19 protein-coding genes, 1 tRNA gene and 1 CRISPR repeat array are annotated in these 19,767 nt (G+C 66.8%); of the genes, 4 read left to right on the forward strand and 16 right to left on the reverse strand.

The features are described 5' to 3' along the window. Window positions 1-955: pentapeptide repeat-containing protein (locus tag EBL85_RS17485; protein WP_223806152.1), on the forward strand; the 955-nt coding region annotated here is incomplete at its 5' end. A gap of 266 nt (window positions 956-1,221) precedes the next feature. Here the strand turns inward: EBL85_RS17485 and EBL85_RS13705 are convergent. Then, window positions 1,222-1,311: transfer RNA gene (locus EBL85_RS13705), tRNA-Ser, on the reverse strand. Between the two features lie 294 nt (window positions 1,312-1,605). Here EBL85_RS13705 and EBL85_RS13710 point away from each other — a divergent pair. Beyond that, window positions 1,606-2,277, forward strand: a complete 672-nt coding sequence (locus EBL85_RS13710; RefSeq protein WP_062275071.1) for a Bax inhibitor-1/YccA family protein — start codon at window positions 1,606-1,608, stop codon at window positions 2,275-2,277. A 72-nt stretch (window positions 2,278-2,349) separates the two neighbouring features. Beyond that, window positions 2,350-2,535 (forward strand): hypothetical protein, encoded by a 186-nt coding sequence (locus tag EBL85_RS13715; RefSeq protein ID WP_005224143.1) that lies wholly within the window; start codon window positions 2,350-2,352, stop codon window positions 2,533-2,535. A 57-nt stretch (window positions 2,536-2,592) separates the two neighbouring features. Here the strand turns inward: EBL85_RS13715 and EBL85_RS13720 are convergent, their stop codons facing one another. The 3 genes from EBL85_RS13720 to EBL85_RS13730 form a co-directional block, all read right to left on the reverse strand. Further along, entirely contained in the window at window positions 2,593-4,353 is a 1,761-nt protein-coding gene (locus EBL85_RS13720) for a SufS family cysteine desulfurase (RefSeq protein ID WP_123143196.1), read from the reverse strand. A gap of 215 nt (window positions 4,354-4,568) precedes the next feature. Then, window positions 4,569-5,567 (reverse strand): MDR family oxidoreductase, encoded by a 999-nt coding sequence (locus EBL85_RS13725; protein WP_123143197.1) that lies wholly within the window; start codon window positions 5,565-5,567, stop codon window positions 4,569-4,571. A 40-nt stretch (window positions 5,568-5,607) separates the two neighbouring features. Next, a complete protein-coding gene (locus EBL85_RS13730; protein WP_123143198.1) occupies window positions 5,608-8,808 on the reverse strand; it encodes a bifunctional diguanylate cyclase/phosphodiesterase in 3,201 nt (1,066 codons plus the stop codon). A gap of 355 nt (window positions 8,809-9,163) precedes the next feature. Between EBL85_RS13730 and EBL85_RS13735 the strand changes: the two genes are divergently transcribed. Further along, window positions 9,164-9,505, forward strand: a complete 342-nt coding sequence (locus EBL85_RS13735) for a hypothetical protein (RefSeq protein ID WP_123140961.1) — start codon at window positions 9,164-9,166, stop codon at window positions 9,503-9,505. 16 nt (window positions 9,506-9,521) lie between these two features. On the opposite strand, the gene serS is transcribed toward EBL85_RS13735, so the two are convergent. The 12 genes from serS to lepB form a co-directional block, all read right to left on the reverse strand. After that, window positions 9,522-10,796: a serine--tRNA ligase gene (serS, locus tag EBL85_RS13740; RefSeq protein ID WP_123143199.1), complete on the reverse strand. Its 1,275-nt coding sequence runs from the start codon at window positions 10,794-10,796 to the stop codon at window positions 9,522-9,524. Between the two features lie 16 nt (window positions 10,797-10,812). Continuing rightward, on the reverse strand, window positions 10,813-11,118 hold the full coding sequence (locus EBL85_RS13745; RefSeq protein WP_123140912.1) for a DUF190 domain-containing protein: 306 nt from the start codon (window positions 11,116-11,118) through the stop codon (window positions 10,813-10,815). After that, window positions 11,115-11,489, reverse strand: coding sequence for a fluoride efflux transporter CrcB (crcB, locus tag EBL85_RS13750; RefSeq protein ID WP_190287942.1), 375 nt, complete (start codon window positions 11,487-11,489; stop codon window positions 11,115-11,117). The genes EBL85_RS13745 and crcB overlap by 4 nt, the downstream gene beginning before the upstream one ends. A gap of 381 nt (window positions 11,490-11,870) precedes the next feature. Then, window positions 11,871-12,490: a CRISPR direct-repeat array (repeat unit 37 nt; unit sequence GCCGCAATGCTCAATCCATTACAACAAGGATTGAAAC). 159 nt (window positions 12,491-12,649) lie between these two features. Then, window positions 12,650-13,231, reverse strand: coding sequence for a class I SAM-dependent methyltransferase (locus tag EBL85_RS13755; RefSeq protein ID WP_123143200.1), 582 nt, complete (start codon window positions 13,229-13,231; stop codon window positions 12,650-12,652). Between the two features lie 18 nt (window positions 13,232-13,249). After that, window positions 13,250-13,915 carry an endonuclease III domain-containing protein gene (locus EBL85_RS13760; protein ID WP_123143201.1) on the reverse strand — a complete coding sequence of 222 codons (666 nt, stop codon included), beginning with the start codon at window positions 13,913-13,915 and terminating at the stop codon, window positions 13,250-13,252. Continuing rightward, window positions 13,909-15,144, reverse strand: a complete 1,236-nt coding sequence (locus EBL85_RS13765) for a sugar phosphate nucleotidyltransferase (RefSeq protein WP_123143202.1) — start codon at window positions 15,142-15,144, stop codon at window positions 13,909-13,911. Before EBL85_RS13765 ends, EBL85_RS13760 begins: the two co-directional genes overlap by 7 nt. Window positions 15,145-15,292: 148 nt before the next feature. Next, window positions 15,293-16,039: a pyridoxine 5'-phosphate synthase gene (pdxJ, locus tag EBL85_RS13770; RefSeq protein WP_200189290.1), complete on the reverse strand. Its 747-nt coding sequence runs from the start codon at window positions 16,037-16,039 to the stop codon at window positions 15,293-15,295. Window positions 16,040-16,101: 62 nt separating this feature from the next. Continuing rightward, window positions 16,102-16,854: a DNA repair protein RecO gene (recO, locus tag EBL85_RS13775; RefSeq protein ID WP_123143204.1), complete on the reverse strand. Its 753-nt coding sequence runs from the start codon at window positions 16,852-16,854 to the stop codon at window positions 16,102-16,104. Between the two features lie 9 nt (window positions 16,855-16,863). Continuing rightward, window positions 16,864-17,766 (reverse strand): GTPase Era, encoded by a 903-nt coding sequence (era, locus tag EBL85_RS13780; protein ID WP_123141028.1) that lies wholly within the window; start codon window positions 17,764-17,766, stop codon window positions 16,864-16,866. Continuing rightward, window positions 17,759-18,436, reverse strand: a complete 678-nt coding sequence (rnc, locus tag EBL85_RS13785; protein WP_123143205.1) for a ribonuclease III — start codon at window positions 18,434-18,436, stop codon at window positions 17,759-17,761. The genes era and rnc overlap by 8 nt, the downstream gene beginning before the upstream one ends. After that, the gene (locus tag EBL85_RS13790; RefSeq protein WP_123143206.1) at window positions 18,433-18,828 is read right to left on the reverse strand and encodes a DUF4845 domain-containing protein; all 396 of its coding nucleotides are present in this window, start codon (window positions 18,826-18,828) and stop codon (window positions 18,433-18,435) included. Before EBL85_RS13790 ends, rnc begins: the two co-directional genes overlap by 4 nt. Before the next feature lie 10 nt (window positions 18,829-18,838). Next, on the reverse strand, window positions 18,839-19,657 hold the full coding sequence (gene lepB, locus EBL85_RS13795; protein WP_062275028.1) for a signal peptidase I: 819 nt from the start codon (window positions 19,655-19,657) through the stop codon (window positions 18,839-18,841). Window positions 19,658-19,767: the final 110 nt, after the last annotated feature.

Raw genomic sequence — 19,767 nt, forward strand, 5'->3', positions numbered from 1 at the left:
ATCTCAGGGGGCCAATCTCAGCGGAGCGCAACTACAGGGGGTCGATCTCAACTGGGCGCAACTACAGGGGGCCAATCTCAGCGGAGCGCAACTACAGGGGGTCTATCTCAACTGGACGCAACTACAGGGGGCTAATCTCAGCGGAGCGCAACTGCAGGGGGCCGATCTCAGGGAAGCGCAACTGCAGGGGGCCGACCTCCACCGGACGCAACTGCAGGGGGCTGACCTCAGGGAAGCGCAACTGCAGGGGGCCAATCTCAACTGGGCGCAACTACAGGGCGCCAATCTCAGCGAGGCACAACTACAAGGGGGCAGTTTTCAAGAAGCGAATTTTTATTCAACAGACTTCGAGAATGCCAATCTAACACTCTCCAACCTCAGATTAGCAAAATCCCTTCCTAGAAGAATTGAAATCTCTAAACCATTAATACCTAAAACAGCTACAACCAGCAATCATTCCCTATCCACAGACTTCAGGGAATACATGGAATACACGAGATACACGGAATACGCGGAATACATAGAGCCTATGGATATCATGGACTCCGCATACAGAAGAAGCTTCAATCTTATTAGTAAAACGGAATACGATCTTGAAATTTACTCTGACATACTTTCTGAATCATCGAAAAAACGAATCTCTACAAGCATCGAAAAATTCTGGTCGATTGCCTTCGATCTGCCGTTGACGCCAACGGTGATTTCACCGGAGCAAGCCCCACAGGCAATCTATGACCAATGCGGCCTCTTCGCTAATTGGCCCGACCCGCCCAGTGAGGAAGAATTCCTGCAGGAACAAGCGGGCTATCTCGCCAATCTTGCCTGTTCTAACCAATACATTGCGGCACGCATGATTGAAAGATCTGAAGCCAATCCGATATTGGCTGAGGCGATTCAACGACAGGCGAGTGAAGAAGACTGCCCAATCCTCAACGAGGCGTTGACAGCCCCGTAGGTTGGGTTGCCCATCGCTCACCGGTCATCGAGGCAGCGATGGCGGTCGCGACGGGCAAACAAACGAGCCCGATCGACGCCAGAAGACGATCGAGGTCATCGTCAAGCGACGGCTCAGCCGTTGGCTTGCCAAGGATGGCCAACCCAACCGACCGGCTTCATGTGCCCACGGGTCATACCGGCCCCAAAACGAAAAAACCCGCCGAGAGGCGGGTTTCCAGAATCAAGCGAACCGTGAGCAGATGGGCTGCAAGCGCTTGATTGATATGGCGGAGGGACAGGGATTCGAACCCTGGAAGGGCGTTAACCCTTGCTGGTTTTCAAGACCAGTGCATTCAACCGCTCTGCCATCCCTCCAATAACTTTTTCCGCCGTGACGGGCCGCGTTCAAGACCGTCGCTTGCGACCGCTCAGCCACCTCTCCGGGGCACGCGCGAGACGACCTTTGGGGACGGCTTGAGTTGGCGCCGGTCGTCCGCATCTGGCGGGGATGGAAGGATACCGCAACTCGGGCGTTTTCCCAAGTCCGGTCGGGCTTGCGCGGGGCGGCGGGTCAGGTATCCTTCTGGAACTTGAGAGATCGCAATCAGTCTCACCCAGCGATCAACTCGGTTTCCCAACCTGTTCGACCATAAGGAGTGAATGCACGACATGGCCAACAACAACTTTTCCTTCGTTCAGAGTGCCCCGTCGGCCGTCTCGGCCAACAAGGTGCTCAAGAACACCTACCTGCTGCTGGCCGCGACCCTCGGTTTCAGCGCGCTGACGGCGATGCTGTCGATCGCGCTGGCGATGCCCTCCTGGACCTACCTGGCCTCGGTGATCGTGGCCATGGTGCTGGGGATGTTCGTGCTGCCGCGCACCGCCAACTCCTCGGCCGGCATCGGCGTGATCTTCCTGATCACCGGCCTGATGGGCTTCGGTCTGGGCTCGATCCTGAGCATGTATCTGGCGCTGCCCAACGGCCCGCAGACCGTGGGTCTGGCCTTCGGTGGCACCGCCGCGATCTTCCTCGGGCTGTCGGGTTACGCGCTCAGCAGCAAGCGTGACTTCAGCTTCATGGGCGGGTTCATCTTCGCCGGCATGATGGTGGTGATGATCGCGGTGATCGCGAACCTGTTCCTGCAGATGCCGGCGCTGTCGCTGGCGATCTCCTCGGCCATCATCCTGCTGATGAGCGGCTTCATCCTGTTCGATACCAGCCGGATCGCGCGGGGTGAGGAGACCAACTACATCATGGCCACCTACGGCATCTATCTGAGCATCTTCAACATCTTCATCAGCCTGTTGCAGATCCTCGGCATCATGGGCGGCGACGAGTAATCACCCTGCTCGCCCCGCAACAGCCCCGGCCCCGCGCCGGGGCTTTTGTTTGTCTCGCCGGAGGTCTCCACCATGGAACTGTTCCTGAAGATCATGGCCGCGGCCCTGCTCGGGCTGATGCTGTTCTATCTCTGGCCGGTCTACAAGCGCTGGCAGGAGCACGGCCCCAAGGCCGAGAAGGGTGACTGGGCGGCGGCGATCGTGCCGCTCGGCGCAGTCGCGGCGCTGGTTATCGTGCTGATCATGGCGGTGCGCTGAGGCGCGCCCCACCCTCCCCCGGCACGGGGCCGTCCGGCCCCGTGCCAACGCATTCGCTCAGGCGTCCGCCGCGACCTGACGCGCGGCCACCTGACGCAGTCGCTGCACCATCGCCTCGAGTCCGTTGCGCCGGTTCATGCTGAGATGCCCGTCGAGCCCGAGCCGGGCGAAGAAGGCGCGGGCGTCGAAGTCGAGGATGTCGCGCGCGCGCTGCCCGGAGTAGAGCTGCTGGAGCAGCGCGATCAGCCCGCGCACCAGCTCGGCGTCGCTGTCGGCGAGGAACTCGACGCGCTCGGGGTCGTCGGGCATGGCGCGGGCGGCGATATAGACCTGGCTCTGACACCCCTGTACATGCGTCGCGGCGTTCTGCATCGACGCGGGCAGGTGCGGCAGCCGACCGCCGAGGTCGATGATGTATTCGTGCCGGGTCGGCCAGTCGGGCAGCAGCTCGAAGTCGTCGGCGATCTGCGCGGCGGCGGCGGCGGGCGAGTCGGCGCTCGGCCCCGGGTAGTCGAGCGCGGTCTCGGCGACGGGCGCGACCCGTGCCTGACGCGCGCGCGTCTCGTCAGCGATCTCGGTCAGCGCATCGGCCAGGGTGTCGATCTCCTCGAGGGTGTTGTAGACCCCGAAGGAGGCGCGCACCGTGGCCGCCACGCCGAGCCGCTCCATCAGCGGCTGGCAGCAGTGGTGGCCGGTGCGCACGCAGATGCCGCGCAGGTCGAGCGCGGTGCCGAGGTCGAGGCTGGAGATCGCCGGCGCCTCCATCACCCAGGAGGTGACGCAGCTGCGCCGCTGCGCCCGGCCCTTGAGCGCGAGCCCGGGAATGGCCTCCAGACGCTCGGTGGCATGACGCAGCAGCCACTGCTCGTGGGCGCTGATGCGCTCGAAGCCGACCGACTCGATCCAGTCGATCGCCGCGCCCAGCCCCACCGCGCCGGAGATGTTGGGCGTGCCGGCCTCGAAGCGGGTCGGCGGCGCGGCATAGCGGGTGGCCTCGAAGCTGACCTGCTCGATCATGTCGCCGCCGCCCTGGTAGGGCGGCATCGCCTCGAGCAGCGCGCGCTTGGCATAGAGCACGCCGATCCCGGTCGGGCCGTAGAGCTTGTGGCCGGAGAAGGCGTAGAAGTCGGCATCGAGCGCGCGCACGTCGGTGCGCCCGTGGGCGACCCACTGGGCGCCGTCGACCAGCACCAGGGCGCCGTGCGCGTGGGCCAGCTCGATGATCTCGCGCACCGGGTTGACGGTGCCGAGGGCGTTGGAGACCTGGTTGACCCCGACCAACCGGGTGCGCGGCGAGAGCAGCCGACGATAGGCGTCGAGGTCGATGTCGCCGGCATCGTCGATGGGGATGACGCGGATACGCGCCCCGGTCTGCTCGGCGACCATCTGCCAGGGGACGATGTTGGAGTGGTGTTCGAGGTTGGAGAGCAGGATCTCGTCACCGGGGCCGAGGTTGGCGCGCCCCCAGGTGGCGGCGACCAGGTTGATCGCCTCGGTGGTGCCGCGGGTGAACACGCACTCGGCGGGTTCGGCGGCGTTGAGGAAGCGCGCCACCGCCGCGCGGGCGTGCTCGTAGAGCCGGGTGGCGTGCTGCGAGAGGCGGTAATTGCCGCGATGGATGTTGGCGTGGGCGCTACGGTGATAATCGCTGACCGCCGCGATCACCGCCTGCGGCTGCTGGGTCGAGGCGGCGCTGTCGAGATAGACCAGCGGGCGACCATCGACCTGGGTGGAGAGGATGGGGAACTGGGCGCGCAGCGCGGCGACGTCGAGGGTCGCGTCATCGCTGCGCGGAGCCGGTGCGGCTTGAGCGTTCATGGCTGAATTCATTGGTTTAAGGCGATGCACGATTCTATCGCGGCGGCGCCCGGTGCGGTCGGCCGGATGCGTCTGCGACAGTGCGGCAGGCACTCGGGTGGCACACGGCGCGCGTCCCTGGGCGGCGTGGTCGATTCGGTCGACGGGGCGCGCTCCGCGCGCCCCCATTGGGTAGGGAGATGGGTCCGCCGCGGGCGAGATGCCAGTGGCGCGGCTCAGTCGGCCTCGGGGATGCGCACCACGGTGCGACCGCGGACCCGTCCGGCGAGGATCTCCTCGGCGGCCTGGGGCAGTTGCGCGAAGTCGACCTCGCGGGTCATGGTCTCGAGCCGGTCGAGGTCGAGATCGCGCGCCAGTCGCGACCAGGCGCGCTCGCGCAGCGCGTGCGGGGCCATCACCGAGTCGATGCCGTAGAGGGTGACGCCGCGCAGGATGAAGGGCGCAACCGTGGTCGGCAGCTCCATCGCATCGGCCAGCCCGCAGGCGGCCACCGCGCTGGCGCGCTGCATGCGACTGAGCACGTTGGCCAGGGTGAGCCCGCCGGCGACATCGATCGCCGCCGCCCAACGCTCGGATTCGAGCGGGCGCGGGGGCTGGGTGAACTCGGCGCGATCGAGGATCTCGGTGGCGCCGAGCTCGCGCAGATAGTCCGCCTCGTGCGGTCGTCCGGTGACCGCGGTGACACGATGACCGAGCCGTCCCAGCAGCGCCACGGCGATGCTGCCGACACCGCCGGCGGCGCCGGTCACCAGCACCTCGCCGGCGCCCGGTTCGAGTCCGTGCGACTCCAGCGCCAGCACCGCGAGCATCGCGGTGTAGCCGGCGGTGCCGATGGCCATCGCCTGGCGGCTGGTCAGCCCCTCGGGCAACGCCACCAGCCAGTCGCCCGGCACCCGGGCGCGTCCGGCATAGCCGCCGGAGTGCTTCTCCCCCACCCCGTAGCCGTTGAGCACCACGCGATCGCCGGGGCGGAAGCGCGGATCGCCCGACTCCACCACCCGACCGGCGAAATCGATGCCGGGGATCAGCGGGAAGCGCCGCACGATCGGCGAGCGTCCGGTGAGCGCCAGCCCGTCCTTGTAGTTGAGCGTCGAGTACTCGACCGCGACGGTGACATTGCCCTCCATCAGGTCGGCCTCGGTCAGCCGGGTGAACTCGAGCTGCTGGGCGCCGTCGCGACGGTCGATCCGATAGGCGCTGAAGGTGGTCGTCATGTGGCGATCTCCTGTGCGTTGGGAGTGAGGGGTGGAGACGTCAGCCCGCCGTCGGGACCAGGGCGCGCTGGGGTGAGCGACGAGGGCCTCGCGCACGCTGCTGGTCTTCGAGCATGCGCGTCAGGGTATTGGCCGAGACCGGGCGGCTGATCAGATAGCCCTGGATCAGGTCGCAGCCCTCGGCGGTGAGGATACGTTGTTGGCGAAGGTCCTCGACGCCCTCGGCGACGGTGCCGATATCGAGATTGCGCGCCATCGACAGGATGGCGCGTACGATCGCGCGGCTGCGTCCGTCGGTGGCGAGGTCGTTGATGAAGCTGCGATCGATCTTGATGAAGTCGACCGGGAAATGGGTGAGATAGCTGAGGCTGGAATAACCGGTGCCGAAATCGTCGAGCGAGATGCCGATACCGAGGGCACGCAGTCGCTCCAGCTCGGCCAGGGCGCGCTCCGGGTCTTGCAGCAGCACCCGCTCGATCAGCTCGATATGGAGCAGGCGCGCGGGGATGTCGTAGCGTTCGAGCAGGTCGGCGATGGTCTCGGCCAGCCCGCCGGCGGTGATCTGCGGCTCGGAGACATTGACCGAGACGCGGATCTCGGGCAGCCCGGCGTCGCGCCACAGCCGCATCTGGCGCAGCACCGCCTCGATCACCCAGCGCCCCACCGGCACCACCAGATCGCTGCTCTCGATGATGTCGATGAAGACCCCGGGCATCACCAGCTGACCGCCACGCTGCCAGCGCAGCAGCGCCTCGGCGGCGTGGATGCCGTTCTGCTGCGGCTCGACCAGCGGCTGATAATGGACGACGAACTGCTCCTCGGCCAGGGCAATGCGCAGCGCCTCCTCGAGCGCCAGGCGCTCGACCGCCGCGGCGGTGATCTCGGGGCGGTAGAAGGCGATCGAGCGCCGCCCGCTGCGCTTGGCCGAGAGCAGCGCCGAGGCGGCATTGCGCAGCAGCTCGGCGGCATTCTCGCCGTCGCCGGGATAGAGCGCGCCGCCGGCCGAGGCGCTGAGGGTGAGCTGACCGTGACCGGCGATCTCGATCGGCTGACAGCAGATGGCGAGATAGTGCGCGGCGAACGCCGAGGCGGCGGAGATCTCGCCCTCGATCTCGGTGAGGATGACGAAGGTGTCGTCGCTCAGCCGCGCCACCAGATCGCCCAGCCCGGTCGACTCGCTCAGCCGCTCGCCGAGCACGCAGAGCACGGTGTCGGCGACATTGTGACCGTAGCTGGCGATGACGTCGTTGTAGCGATCGATATCGACATAGAAGACCCCGAGGCGCTGACGATGGATGGTCGCCAGGTCGACGGCCTGGGCCAGGCGCTGCTTCAGCAGCCGGGCGTTGGGCAGGCCGGTGAGGGGGTCGTGGTTGCTGAGATACTCGATCTCCTCGGCCGAGCGGTAGCGCTCGGTGATGTCGCTGAAGATGGCGACATAGTTGACCACCTGACCGTGGTGGTTGCGGATGGCGTTGATACTCATCCACTGCGGATAGAGCTCGCCGTTGCTGCGCCGGTTCCACAGCTCGCCCTGCCAGCGCCCCTGCTCGAGCAGCGCGCGCCACAGCTGACGATAGAAGTCCTGACCCTGACGACCGGACTTGAGCAGTCGCGGGTTGCGACCACGCACCTGCTCCGGGGTGTAACCGGTGATCTCGGTGAAGGCGGGATTGACCGCGACGATCTCGCCGTCGGCATCGGTGACGATGATGCCCTCGGCGGTGTTCTCGAACACCGCGTTGGTCAGGCGCAGGATGTCCTCGCGCCGGCGCTGCTCGCTGAGATCGCGGATGATCGCCACGCGCAGCCGTCCGCTCTCGAGCTCGATGCGCCGGGTGCGCACCTCGGCCGGGAAGGTCGAGCCGTCGCGCCGCCGGTGCAGCCACTCGAAACGGGCGCTGCCGTGCTCGGCGAGAAACCCCAGCACCTCGGCGTTGCTGTCGGCCGAGCGACGCCCGTCGGCCTGGAACTCGGGCGAGAGCGCGCCGGGATGGACATCGGTCAGCTCGGCGGCGCTGTCATAGCCGAACAGCCGCGCCGCGGCCGGATTGGCCAGACAGCTCAGGTCGGCGCCGTCGATCACCCACATCGCCTCCTCGGCGCCCTCGAACAGGGCGCGGTAGCGCGCCTCGCTCTGGCGCAGCGCCTCCTGGGCGCGACGATCCTCGGTGATGTCGAGCACCGAGCCGAACACCCGCAACGGCTCGCCACGATCCCCCGGCACGATCCGGATGCGCTGGCGCACCCAGCGCACCCCGGCGTCCGGGCGCACCACGCGATGCTCGACGTCCTCGGTGGCAATACCGCACCGCGCCGCATCCAGTACCCGGGCGACGCGGCCACGGTCCTCGTCATGGACCCGTTCGAGCAGCCCCTGCTCGCTGGCGACGAAGGTCCCGGGATCGACCCCGAGGATGGCCAGCAGCTGCGCCGACCAGAACACCCGACCGGTGGCGAGGTCGAGTTCCCAGCTGCCCAGCGCAGTGATTGCCTGCGCCTCGCTCAGCAGCGTCTGGGTGCGATACAGGGCGCTGAGATCGCGCCCGCAGCCCATCACCCCGAGCAGCTCTCCGTCGGGACCGTGATAGGGGGTCTTGAGGACGTCGAAGAGCAGGCGCTGGCCGCGCGCGTCGCTGTACCAGAAGTCGAAGCGGCGCGCGCGCTTCTGTTCGAGCACCAGTCGATCATCGGCGCGCACCCGCGCGGCGACCTCGGGAGGGAAGAGCGCCTCATCATCCTGACCGATGATCTCCGCCGGCTCGCGACCGACCAGCGCGCCGAGCGCGCGGTTACAACCGAGATAACGCCCGTTCTCATCCTTGAAGAAGATCAGGTCGGGCGAGTTGTCGAGCACGCTGCCGAGCTGCCCCTGGGTGAGCGCCAGTGCCTGCTCGGTCAGCCGATATGCGGAGACATCGCGATGGGCGACCAGCACCTGCCGCTCGGCCTCCTCGCCATCGTTCAGCAGACGGGCGCCGAGACTCAGCCAGCGGGTCTCGCCCTCGAGCGGCAAGACGTATTCGAGCGAGAAGTCGGCGCGCCGCCCCTGGCAGACCTCACGGACCCCCTGGCGCGCCTGATCGAGCACCTGGCCAGGCCCCTCCGGCACCGCCCAGACACCGAGCGGCAGGGTCGCGCGCTGCTGACGGTTGCTGTAGAGCACCCGCCCCTCGGGATCGATCACCGCGATCGCACACTCGAGGGCATCGAGACATGCCCAGGCATCGATCGACTTCATGGACGGCTCGGGATGGCGGGACAACGGAGACTGGAACCTTTTCTCATCGTGCTCGGTTAGGGGGCGAGACAGACATGCGACGGGCGGAGGGAGGGGTCGCGACCGAGCATGCGCCACGGCTCCGTCTCCCTGACCCTTGGGCGATCAGCATAGAACAACATCCGTGCCCACGTGCCCCACCCCGGGGCGACTCATCGGAACCCGCATTCTGACGGGCGCAAGGGCATTGATCAAATGGGGCGTCCCCACCCGAGCAGTACATCATCGACGAACCTCGGGGACAGCCGGCGACGCCGCCGCTATGCTTGACGACACCTGCCGAACACGCGCCGGTCGCAACCGGCCGGAGCCCGTCATGCATCAGCCCGCACGCGCCGTCTGCGGCGCCGGACCTGTCGTTCTCGTCCTGGTCGCAAGCCTCGTCGGCTGCGCCACCGCCACCCGCCATGTCACCGACTGGGGCAGCATCACCCTGGCGCCGGGCGACACCGGCACCTGTACCTCCAACCCCTGCGCGGTCTATCTGCAGCTGCCGCCCGGCGAGGGCCGCTACCGGGTCACCGCCAATCAGGTCGATCTCGGCGACTACCCGGCGGGCGCACTCGCCGCGCTCGGGCACTTCTACGACAGCAAGGCACTGGAGATCGTCGGCGCCGGGGTGGCGCGCGCCTACGTCTATATCCCGCAGACGCGCTGAGGCGGCGCGCCCGGACTCAGCCGAGCACCTCGAGACCGCCCATGTAGGGGCGCAGCGCCTCGGGCACGCTCACCCGACCGTCGGCGAGCTGGTAGTTCTCGAGCACCGCCACCAGGGTGCGACCGATCGCCAGCCCGGAGCCGTTGAGGGTGTGCAGCAGCTCGGGCTTGCCGGTCTCGGGGTTGCGCCAGCGCGCACGCAGCCGCCGCGCCTGGAAGTCGCCGAAGTTGCTGCACGAGGAGATCTCGCGATAGGCCTGCTGACCCGGCAGCCACACCTCCAGGTCGTAGGTCTTGCGCGAGGAGAAGCCGAGATCGCCGGTGCACAGGGTCACCACCCGATAGGCCAGCCCCAGCCGTTGCAGGATCGACTCGGCGTGCCCGGTGAGGGCCTCGAGCGCGGCGAAGGACTCGGCCTCGGGCACCGCCTGCACCAGCTCGACCTTCTCGAACTGGTGCTGACGGATCATCCCGCGGGTGTCCTTGCCGTAGGAACCGGCCTCGCTGCGGAAGCAGGGGGTGTGGGCGACCCAGCGGCGCGGCAGCTCATCGGCCTCGAAGATGCAGTCGCGCGCCAGATTGGTCACCGGCACCTCGGCGGTCGGGATCAGATAGAGATCGCGCTCGCCGGGGACCTTGAACAGATCCTCCTCGAACTTGGGCAGTTGACCGGTGCCGTAGAGGCTGTCGGCGTTGACCAGATAGGGGACATAGGTCTCGGTGTAGCCGTGCTCGGTGGTGTGCACGTCGAGCATGAACTGGATCAGCGCGCGATGCAGCCGCGCCATCGGCCCGGACAGGGTGACGAAGCGCGAGCCGGTCACCTTGGCGGCGAGATCGAAGTCCATCCAGCCGTTGCGCGCGCCCAGGTCGACGTGATCGAGCGGGGTGAAGTCGAAGCTCGGCACCTCGCCCCAGCGCCGCTCCTCGCGGTTGTCGGCCTCGTCGCGCCCGTCCGGCACGCTGTCGTCGGGCAGGTTCGGCAGCCCCAGCGCGATCGACTCGATCTCGCCCTGGCACTCGGTCAGCGCCTGCTCGGCGGCCTTGAGCCGATCACCCAGGTCGGCGACCTCGGCGAGCAGCGGCTGAATATCCTCACCCGCGGCCTTGGCCTTGCCGATCGACTTGGAGCGGGTGTTGCGCTCGGTCTGCAGCGTCTGGGCCTCGACCTGCAGCCGCTTGCGCTCTTGTTCGAGCTGCTCGAAACGGGCAGTGTCCAGGGTCACGCCGCGACGGGCGAGCAGCTCGGCGACGCGCGCGAGATCGTTGCGCAACAGTCGTGGGTCTAGCATGTAGTCTCCTTGGGTCTCAGGACTCGACGGTGACCGGCCAGGACACGATGTGCCCCGGTTTCACCTGATTACGGATTCGGGCGATCGCCGCACGGGCACGTTCGGGGGCATCGAAGAACTCCACCACCAGCGGCAGATCGAGCGACAGATCGATCAGCGAGGCGGCGTGGGCGCGCCCCGAGGGACCATAGCCCTCGATCGCGCGCAGCACCGTCACCCCGCGCACCCCCAGCTCGTCGCGCAGGGCGTGCACCAGGGGTTTGAGCTCATGATCGGACTCGGCGAGATAGACCCGCACCATGATCGCTTCGTTCTGACTCACAGTGACCTCCCCAGGGCGATGCCCGCCCAGCACAGCAACACGCAGACCCCGACGCTCGCGCCCACGTTCAGGGTGGCGCGCAACAGCGCCCCCTGCTCGATCAGGTTCAGGGTCTCGATCGAGAAGGTCGAGAAGGTCGTCAAGGCCCCCAGAAACCCGACCAGCACGGCGCCGCGCCACTCGGCCGCCACCGCCAGCCGCTCGGTGAGCAGCACGAACAGCAGCCCCATGAGGAAGGAGCCGATCACGTTCACCGCCAGGGTGCCCCAGGGGAAGTCACGCCCCAGCACCCGGTAGACGCCGGTCGAGATCCAGAAGCGCGACAACGCCCCGAGCGCGCCGCCCCCGGCGATCGCCACAAGTTGCAACACGGTATCTTCCCGCCAAAAGGGATAAGTCTACTATGGACGTCCGGGCCTTTGCCCGGGCGAACGCCCCGCCCACCCTGGCCACTGCCGCACATCCGAAGCGCACACACAGAGGACACCGATCGCACCGACTTGATATTATCGGGCCACGGCAATACCACTGCCCGCAGCGACCTCGACTCAGACTGCTGAGCAAAAAATATCACCGACCCCCAACGCCACTGACGCAACCTTCTGATAAAAAAGACATAAAATCAAAAGTGTCAATGTCAGACAGCGAGAAAACAGGGCATACATCGGTGCAAGGCATCTATTTTTCGCCACTCAAGAGCCTCGGCAGAAAAGACCAAGCGCTTGATTCAAAATGCTTTTTAGGGAATTTGCGCCGCAATGCTCAATCCATTACAACAAGGATTGAAACCGGACCTGGCCGAGGACTGGCGACCGGCGCAGCGGGCGCCGCCGCAATGCTCAATCCATTACAACAAGGATTGAAACCGCAAAAAGGGGAGGGATTCAGGCTTGAGGGGGGAGCCGCAATGCTCAATCCATTACAACAAGGATTGAAACTTCGTTGTCTGCTCCCAGAAAAACCCATCACCCGACCCGCAATGCTCAATCCATTACAACAAGGATTGAAACCCGTCTCGATCGGTCGGTCTCGTGCTCATGCTCATGCCGCAATGCTCAATCCATTACAACAAGGATTGAAACGTACGGGTTCCCTCTCGGGTTAGCTCAGGGGTGCGCCGCAATGCTCAATCCATTACAACAAGGATTGAAACGGCGGGAGCAGGGTGCTCATGTCGCCACCGTCAGCGCGCCGCAATGCTCAATCCATTACAACAAGGATTGAAACCAGTCGGGGTTCTCGGCGTCCTCGTGCGCGCGCGCGCCGCAATGCTCAATCCATTACAACAAGGATTGAAACGCAGGGATCGCTGCCGGGTAGAGATGGGCGAGCACGGCCGCAATGCTCAACCCATACAACAAGGATTGAAACCTTGGATGCGCTAAACGCTGTTTTGTTGCGATGAGAGGGTGAGGAACGGGCAACTCAACCTGCGAGATGACATAGCGATTTAGGTTGGGTTGCTGTTTTTCAGCAACCCAACATCGGTCGATGGCGTCAACAGCGATCAGATCGATCTCAATGCATCGAGTCAGCAGTGTTCGAGCAATACGCTGAAATCCCCCGCCAGATAACCCTCACGCACCCTCATGGTCGCATTCAAGGTATCAGCGAGCTGTTGGATCTCGGTGGGTCGGCGGCAATTGTAGATGAGCGAGGTGTCGCGGCCCTTGAGCAGGTTGAACACGAAACCGCGACGGCTGGCGGCGAGACAGTTGCGGATGAAGCTCTGGGTCTCATCCCAGGTGAGGATGTTCATGGCGCCGCTGCAGACGTAGTAATCGGCCTCGGGCAGCGGATCCTGGAGCACGTCGCACTGGCGGATCTCGCAGCCGGTGCGCGCGCGCGCCGTCTCGATCATCGGCGCCATCACGTCGAGACCGAGATAGCGCCCCGGCGTCTGGTCGCGCTCGCGCAGATAGACGAGGAAGTCGCCGAAACCACAGCCGGCATCGGCCAGCTCGACGCTGGAGAGGTCCTCGGGCAGCAACTCGCGCAGCACCCGGAAACGTACCCGCTGGGTCTCCTCGGAGATCCACTGCACCCCTTCGGCATTGGTGCCGTGGGTCTTGAGTGCGTCATCGTAGAAGGTGTGGTTATCGACTCGCGGCATGGTCTCGCAATCCTCGTCTCAGCTCACCTGGGTCGGTTTCGATGACGGACAGCACGCCCGCAGCGCACACCCCGCACAGACCGGCCTGGTCCGGCAGGCATGCTTGGCGTGCGCCACGATCAGCGCATGATACTCCTGCAACAGCGCGACATCGTCCGGCAGCGCCCGCTCGAACCAGCGGCGGATGGTCTCGTAGTCCTCGTCACCGCCGAGCAACCCGAGCCGCGAGAACAGTCGCCGGGTATAGGCATCGACCACGAACACCGGGCGCGCGAAGGCATAGAGCAGGATGTCGTCGGCGGTCTCCGGGCCGATGCCGGGGGTCGCCAGCAGCCACTCGCGCAGCCTCGGGGTGGCGAGCGCGGCGAGCGGCTCGAGACCGCCAGCGGCATGATAGCGCTTGCAGAATCCCTGCAGGCGTCGGGTCTTGACCCTGTAGTAGCCGCTGGGCCGCAGCAGCTCGGCCAGCCGCGCCGGATCGAGCGCGAGCAGCGCCTCGGCGTTCAACGCCGTCTCGGCGCGGACCTGGTCGAGCGCGCGCTCGACGTTACGCCAGCTGGTGTTCTGGGTGAGGATGGCGCCGACCATGACCTCGAACGGGGTCTCGGCCGGCCACCATCCCTGGGGGCCATGGGCCGCGAGCAGGGTCCGATAGACCGTCTGCGGCGTGGCCGCCGCTACCACTCGACGTCCCTGGACACCACCACGATGCCCTCTTCCGAGACATCGAAACGCTCGCGATCGCGTTCGGGATCGATGCCGACCTGCTCGCCCGGCGGCACCACCACGCCCTTCTCGACGATGCAGTTGCGCAGATGGGCCTCGGCGCCGACCTCGACGCCGTCGAACAGGATCGCCTCCTCGACGATGGCGCTGTCACCGACGCGCACGCAGGGGAACAGCATCGAGTGATTGACCCCACCGCCGCTGATCACGGTGCCGGCGGCGAGCATCGAGTTGACGAACACCCCCTCGTTGCCGCTGCGCGCGCCGGGCACGGTACGCGCCGGCGGATACTGCCCCTGGGCGGTGCGGATGTTCCAGTCGTCCTGGTAGAGATCGAGCGGCGGCTGCGGGCGCAACAGCGCCATGTTGGCGCGATAGTAGGCATCGACCGAGGAGAGATCGCACCAGTAGCGATCCGGAGTGACGCGCCCGCGCTCCTGACCGAAGCGATAGGCGCGCACCCGGTGGCTCTGGGTGAGATGGGCGAGCACGTCCTTGGCGAGATGACGATCCGGGGGCAGCGGGCCGACCTCGGCATCGGCGCTCTCGCGGCGAGCGAAGGCATCGAACAGCCAGCCGCGATCGAAGACATAGACGCCCATGGTCTCGAAGGCGCGCTCGCCGGTGATCTCACCGGCGCGCTCGGCCGGCAGGATGCGCACGATGCGGTCGTGCTCGTCGAGTTCGACGCGGGCCTGGGTCTGCGAGGGCGGCGCGCCGGGATCGACCTCGCGCACCGCCACCGTGACCTCGGCGCGGGCGTCGACATGGGCGTGCACCATCTCGCTGTAGTCCATGCGATAGACGGCGCTGCCATCGAGCGCGAGGACCTGGCGCGCGCGGTTGCGCTCGATCAGGTTGCGATTCTGGCGGATCGCGTCGAAGGGCCCGGCGTACCAGTGCTTGCCGTCGCGCATCTGCGCCGGCACCGGGATGATGAACTCGCCGAGTTCGGGGTTGTAGATCGACCAGCCATCGCGCAGGTGTTTGTGCAATGAGTGACTCTTGTACTGCGTGATCACCAGGACCTGACGCAGCCCGGAGTGCAGACAGTTGGCCAGCGCGAAGTCGATCACCCGGAACTTGCCACCGAAGGGAACGGCCGCCTTCGGGCGATGACGGGTCAGAGGCGCGGGGCCCACCCCGCGATCGATGGCAAGCAAAAAGATCAGGGTATCTGCGGACATGGCTCTTGGCTTTGGCTGACGGGAGTATTTTCCCGCGGCACAGTCTAGCCCGCAGATCGAGGTCGGGGAACGACGTCGGGCATGTTCCGATCGAAAGGGTCATGTCGATCGGGCACGCCGAGCGCCCTCCCCCGACGGCGCATGCCTCTCAGCGACGGCTGCCCACGGCGATCTGTGCACGCATGTCGCGCACCGCGCGATCGAGTCCGGAGAAGAGCGCGCGGGCGATGATCGCATGACCGATGTTGAGCTCGGTGATGCCGGGGATGGCGGCGATCGGCTTGACGTTGTCGTAGTCGAGCCCGTGCCCGGCATTGACCTGCAGGCCCAGCGACAGACCGTGATCGACGGCGCGCTCGATGCGCGCCAGCGCCTCGGCGCGGGTCTCGCGTGTCTGCGCATCGGCATAGTGGCCGGTATGCAGCTCGACGACCGGGGCGCCGATGGCGCGCGCCGCGTCGAGCTGTGCCGGCTCGGGGTCGACGAACAGCGACACCCGCACCCCGGCCTCGGCCAGACGGGCGCAGAAATCGGTGAGATGGGCCTGATTGGCGATCAGGTCGAGTCCGCCCTCGGTGGTCAGCTCCTCGCGTCGCTCGGGGACCAGACAGCAATCGTGCGGGCGCAGCCGGGCGGCGATCTCGCCCATCTCGGCGGTGGCGGCCATCTCCAGGTTCATCCGCGTCTGCAGGATGCCGCGCAGCAGCTCGACGTCGCGGTCCTGGATGTGACGACGGTCCTCGCGCAGGTGCAGGGTGATGGCGTCGGCCCCGGCCTGCTCGGCGACCAGCGCCGCCTGGATCGGCTCGGGGTAGCGGGTGCCGCGCGCCTGGCGCACGGTGGCGACGTGATCGATGTTGACGCCCAGCAGCACCTCGTTGGCATGCGTGCTCAAGGGATTTCTCCTCGCTTCGTACGGTCGGGAAGGCGGCGCCATGACCGGCGTCGCCACTCAATCTAGTGTGGGGATGAACGCTCGCGCCCGCCATACCACTGCTGGAACAGCGCGCGGGTGCGCAACGGACGTTCGCCGAGATGCGGGGCGAGCATGGCGCGCAGCAGCGCCCGCGCCTCGCGCGCGCGTTCGGCGTCGGCCGGCGCGGCGTCGGCCGGCGCGGCGTCGGCGGCGAGCGCCTGCAGGGTGGCGCCACGGCAGCACAGTCGCGGGTCATCGGTGGCGGTGGCCGCGCGCAGCCCCTGCTCGGGCTCGAAGACATAGTCGGCGGTGGCGCGCACCGGCCGACCGGTGGCGGTCTCGACATCGAGCGCGAGGCCATACCCCAGGGCATCGAGCAGGCGCAGCTCGAAGCGGCGCAGCACCGGCTCGAGGTCGTCCCCCGCGGCCAGTGCCGCGAGCGCGACCTGGTAGTCGTCGAGCAGCGCATCGTGCGGGTCCTCGCGACCGAGCAGACGCAACAGCAGCTCGTTGACATAGAAACCGCAGAGCAGCGCCCGACCGGCGAGCGCATAGGGTCGGCCCACGGCCTCGACCCGGGTCAGGGTGCGCACCTCGCCGCGCCCGCCGAGTTCCAGCCACAGCGGCTGGAAGGGCTGGAGCAGCGCGGCGCGTCCGCCCGAGCGCGCGCGCCGCGCGCCGCGGGCGACCGCGGGCAGCCGCCCGCGACCGACACAGAACAGCTCGACCAGCAGGCTGGTGTCGCGATAGTCGTGCCGGTGCAGGACGAAGCCGTGAGAGGCGCTGGCGCTCACCGCCGCCGATCAGTCCTCGCTGTAACCGAGCCGCGCGAGCGCGGCCTCGTCGCTCGACCAGCTCTTCTTGATCTTCACCCAGACCTCGAGATGGACCGGGCAGTCGAAGAGCTTCTGCATCTCCAGACGCGCCTGGGTGGCGGTGGCCTTGAGCGACTCGCCCTGCTTGCCGATGATGATCGCCTTCTGTCCCGGGCGCTCGACCCAGATCAGGGCGTTGATCATATAGCGCCCGTCGACCGCCTCGAAGCGCTCGATCTCGACCGTGGTGCGATACGGCAGCTCCTCGCCATAGCGCTGGGTGAGCTGTTCGCGCAGCAGCTCGGCGGCGAAGAAGCGCTCCGAGCGGTCGGTGAGCTGGTCCTCGGGGAAGATCGGCTCGCCCTCGGGGAGCGCGGCGAGCACCGCCTGCTCCAGCGCCTCGACCTGACTGCCGCGCGCCGCCGAGACCGGGAACAGCTCGCGGAAGGCGTGACGCTCGCCCAGGGTCTGGAGGAAGGGCAGCAGCGCCTCCTTGTCCTCGACCCGGTCGACCTTGTTGATCACCGCGATGCACTCGACCCCGGCGCGGGCGACGGCGGCGAGCGCCTGCTCGTCCTCCTCGGTCCAGCGCAGCGCCTCGACCACGAACAGGATCAGGTCGGTGTCGGCGAGCGCGGCGCGCGCGGTACGGTTGAGATAGCGGTTGAGCGCACTCTCGCCGCGACGATGGATGCCCGGGGTGTCGACGAACAGGATCTGTCCCTCGGCGCGGCTCTTGACCCCGAGGATGGAGTGGCGCGTGGTCTGCGCCTTGTGCGAGGTGATCGCGAGCTTCTGACCGAGGATGCGGTTGAGCAGCGTCGACTTGCCGACGTTGGGGCGCCCGACGATGGCGACGGTGCCGCAGCGACCGGTGATGGCGTCATTCATGTTCGAGGATCTCCAGCATGGCCTCGGCGGCCGCCTGTTCGGCACGGCGCCGGCTGGTGCCGGTGCCTCGGGTGGTCAGATCGGCATCGCCGAGCGCACAGACCACGGTGAAGGATTGTGCATGCTGATCACCCTCGATGGTGATCACCGTATAGCCCGGCAACGGCCGCTTGTGGGCCTGGAGGAACTCCTGCAGCCGGGTCTTGGGGTCCTTTCCGGAACGGTCGATGCTGGTCTGCTCGAGGCGCTCGGCGAACAGCTTGGCCACCACGGTATTGGCCACGGCGAAGCCACCGTCGAGATAGACGGCGCCGAGCACCGCCTCCAGGGCATCGGCGAGGATCGAGTCGCGGGCGTGACCGCCGGTGCGCAGCTCCCCCGCCCCCAGGCGCATGTAGTCGCCCAGCTCGATGCCGCGGGCGAGCTTGGCCAGCGACTCGCGCTTGACCAGGCTCGCGCGCAGACGGCTGAGCGTGCCTTCGTCGGCCTCGGGGAAGCGATGGCCGAGCGCTTCGGCGATCAGCAGCCCGATCAGGGCATCGCCGAGGAATTCGAGACGTTCGTTGTTGTTCGGGCCGACGCTGCGGTGCGTCAGGGCCTGTTCGAGCAGTTCGGGGCGGGCGAACTCGTGCCCGAGCACACGGGCCAGCCGTCTGGGGTCTGCATTCACTGAGTGCTGATTTCCACCTGATTGTGGAACGTGAGCACGACATCGACGTTGAAGAACAGATGCGTGCGACGTTCATACTCGAGGACCACGCTGAATCGATCGGCATCGGTCCGCTTGATGACGAACTCCTGCGCCGAGACCGAGGTGATCCCGTTGATGTCGAGATTGCGCATGAGATAGTCGGTGATCTTGCGCGGATTCCTGCCCACCGGCTCGACCGGATCCTCGAGCCCGTCCATCACCGACTGGATGGTCAGGTTCTGCATGTAGATCGGCCCGAGCTTGAGCAGCAGGGTGATGAAGAAGGCCGCCAGCCCGACCAGGATCGTGAAGGAGAGGATCCCGGCCCCAGCTTGCCGGCGGGCGGGCGTCGTGCATCTGCGTGTCGGCATCGCTCGCACCTCAGTCGATTCCGTCGCCGAGTCGCGACCAGGCGATCGGCAGGCCGTCGCGGGCACCGTCCCAGTGCATCCAGATGCCGAACGCCTTGCCGACCAGATTCTCCTCCGGGACGAAGCCCCAGCAGCGACTGTCGTTGCTGTTGTCGCGATTGTCACCCATCACGAAGTACTGCCCCTCCGGCACCTTGACCGAACCGAAGGCGAGCACCCGGCAGCCGGGCGGCAGATCGGGGGCGCGCGAACGGGTGAGGATGCTGTGCTCGACCCCGTCGAGGCTCTCGAGGGCCTCGCGCGCGCCGGTCATCTCTCGCCCGGAGCCGACACCAGTGTAGCGCCCGATCGGCAGCTGGGCCACCGGCTCGCCGTTGAGATAGACGGTCTTGCCGCGATAGCCGATGACGTCGCCGGGCAGCCCGATCACCCGCTTGATGTAGTCGGTCGAGGGGTCGAGCGGGAAGCGGAACACCACCACGTCGCCACGCTCGGGCTCGCCGATGTCGACGAACTTGGCGTTGAGCACCGGCAGACGCAGCCCGTAGGCGTACTTGTTGACCAGGATGAAGTCACCGGTGAGCAGGGTCGGCATCATCGAGTTCGAGGGGATGCGGAAGGGCTCGACCACGAACGAGCGCAGGATCAGCACCGCGAAGATCACCGGGAAGAAGGCGCGCGCATACTCCACCACCACCGGCTCCTTGACCGGGGCGCCACCGGCGGCGGCACGGCGACGCGGGGCAAGCCAGCGCGCGTCGAGCAGCCAGATCGCGCCGGTCACCACGGAGGCCAGCACCAGGAAGGCGGGAAAGTCGAAGTTGGTCATTGCGTCTGCAGGGTCTCTATGGTCCTTAGGGGATGGTCCGTGCCCCGGGGGGCGACAGGCGACGGCGGGCGCGTCCACCCGAACGGGCGAGCGGCGAGTGACGGGCGAAT

The organism is Marichromatium sp. AB32 (assembly GCF_003718675.1).
Lineage (GTDB): Bacteria > Pseudomonadota > Gammaproteobacteria > Chromatiales > Chromatiaceae > Marichromatium > Marichromatium gracile.

What these genes read in the sequence shown, in the direction of transcription:
- EBL85_RS13755 (WP_123143200.1), bottom strand. Translation starts at nt 13,231, where the DNA reads ATGCCGCGAGTCGATAACCACACCTTCTACGATGACGCACTCAAGACC.
- EBL85_RS13710 (WP_062275071.1), top strand. Translation starts at nt 1,606, where the DNA reads ATGGCCAACAACAACTTTTCCTTCGTTCAGAGTGCCCCGTCGGCCGTC.
- serS (WP_123143199.1), bottom strand. Translation starts at nt 10,796, where the DNA reads ATGCTAGACCCACGACTGTTGCGCAACGATCTCGCGCGCGTCGCCGAG.
- EBL85_RS13730 (WP_123143198.1), bottom strand. Translation starts at nt 8,808, where the DNA reads ATGAAGTCGATCGATGCCTGGGCATGTCTCGATGCCCTCGAGTGTGCG.
- lepB (WP_062275028.1), bottom strand. Translation starts at nt 19,657, where the DNA reads ATGACCAACTTCGACTTTCCCGCCTTCCTGGTGCTGGCCTCCGTGGTG.
- EBL85_RS13790 (WP_123143206.1), bottom strand. Translation starts at nt 18,828, where the DNA reads ATGCCGACACGCAGATGCACGACGCCCGCCCGCCGGCAAGCTGGGGCC.
- EBL85_RS13720 (WP_123143196.1), bottom strand. Translation starts at nt 4,353, where the DNA reads ATGAACGCTCAAGCCGCACCGGCTCCGCGCAGCGATGACGCGACCCTC.
- EBL85_RS13735 (WP_123140961.1), top strand. Translation starts at nt 9,164, where the DNA reads ATGCATCAGCCCGCACGCGCCGTCTGCGGCGCCGGACCTGTCGTTCTC.
- EBL85_RS13725 (WP_123143197.1), bottom strand. Translation starts at nt 5,567, where the DNA reads ATGACGACCACCTTCAGCGCCTATCGGATCGACCGTCGCGACGGCGCC.
- era (WP_123141028.1), bottom strand. Translation starts at nt 17,766, where the DNA reads ATGAATGACGCCATCACCGGTCGCTGCGGCACCGTCGCCATCGTCGGG.
- EBL85_RS13715 (WP_005224143.1), top strand. Translation starts at nt 2,350, where the DNA reads ATGGAACTGTTCCTGAAGATCATGGCCGCGGCCCTGCTCGGGCTGATG.
- EBL85_RS13765 (WP_123143202.1), bottom strand. Translation starts at nt 15,144, where the DNA reads ATGTCCGCAGATACCCTGATCTTTTTGCTTGCCATCGATCGCGGGGTG.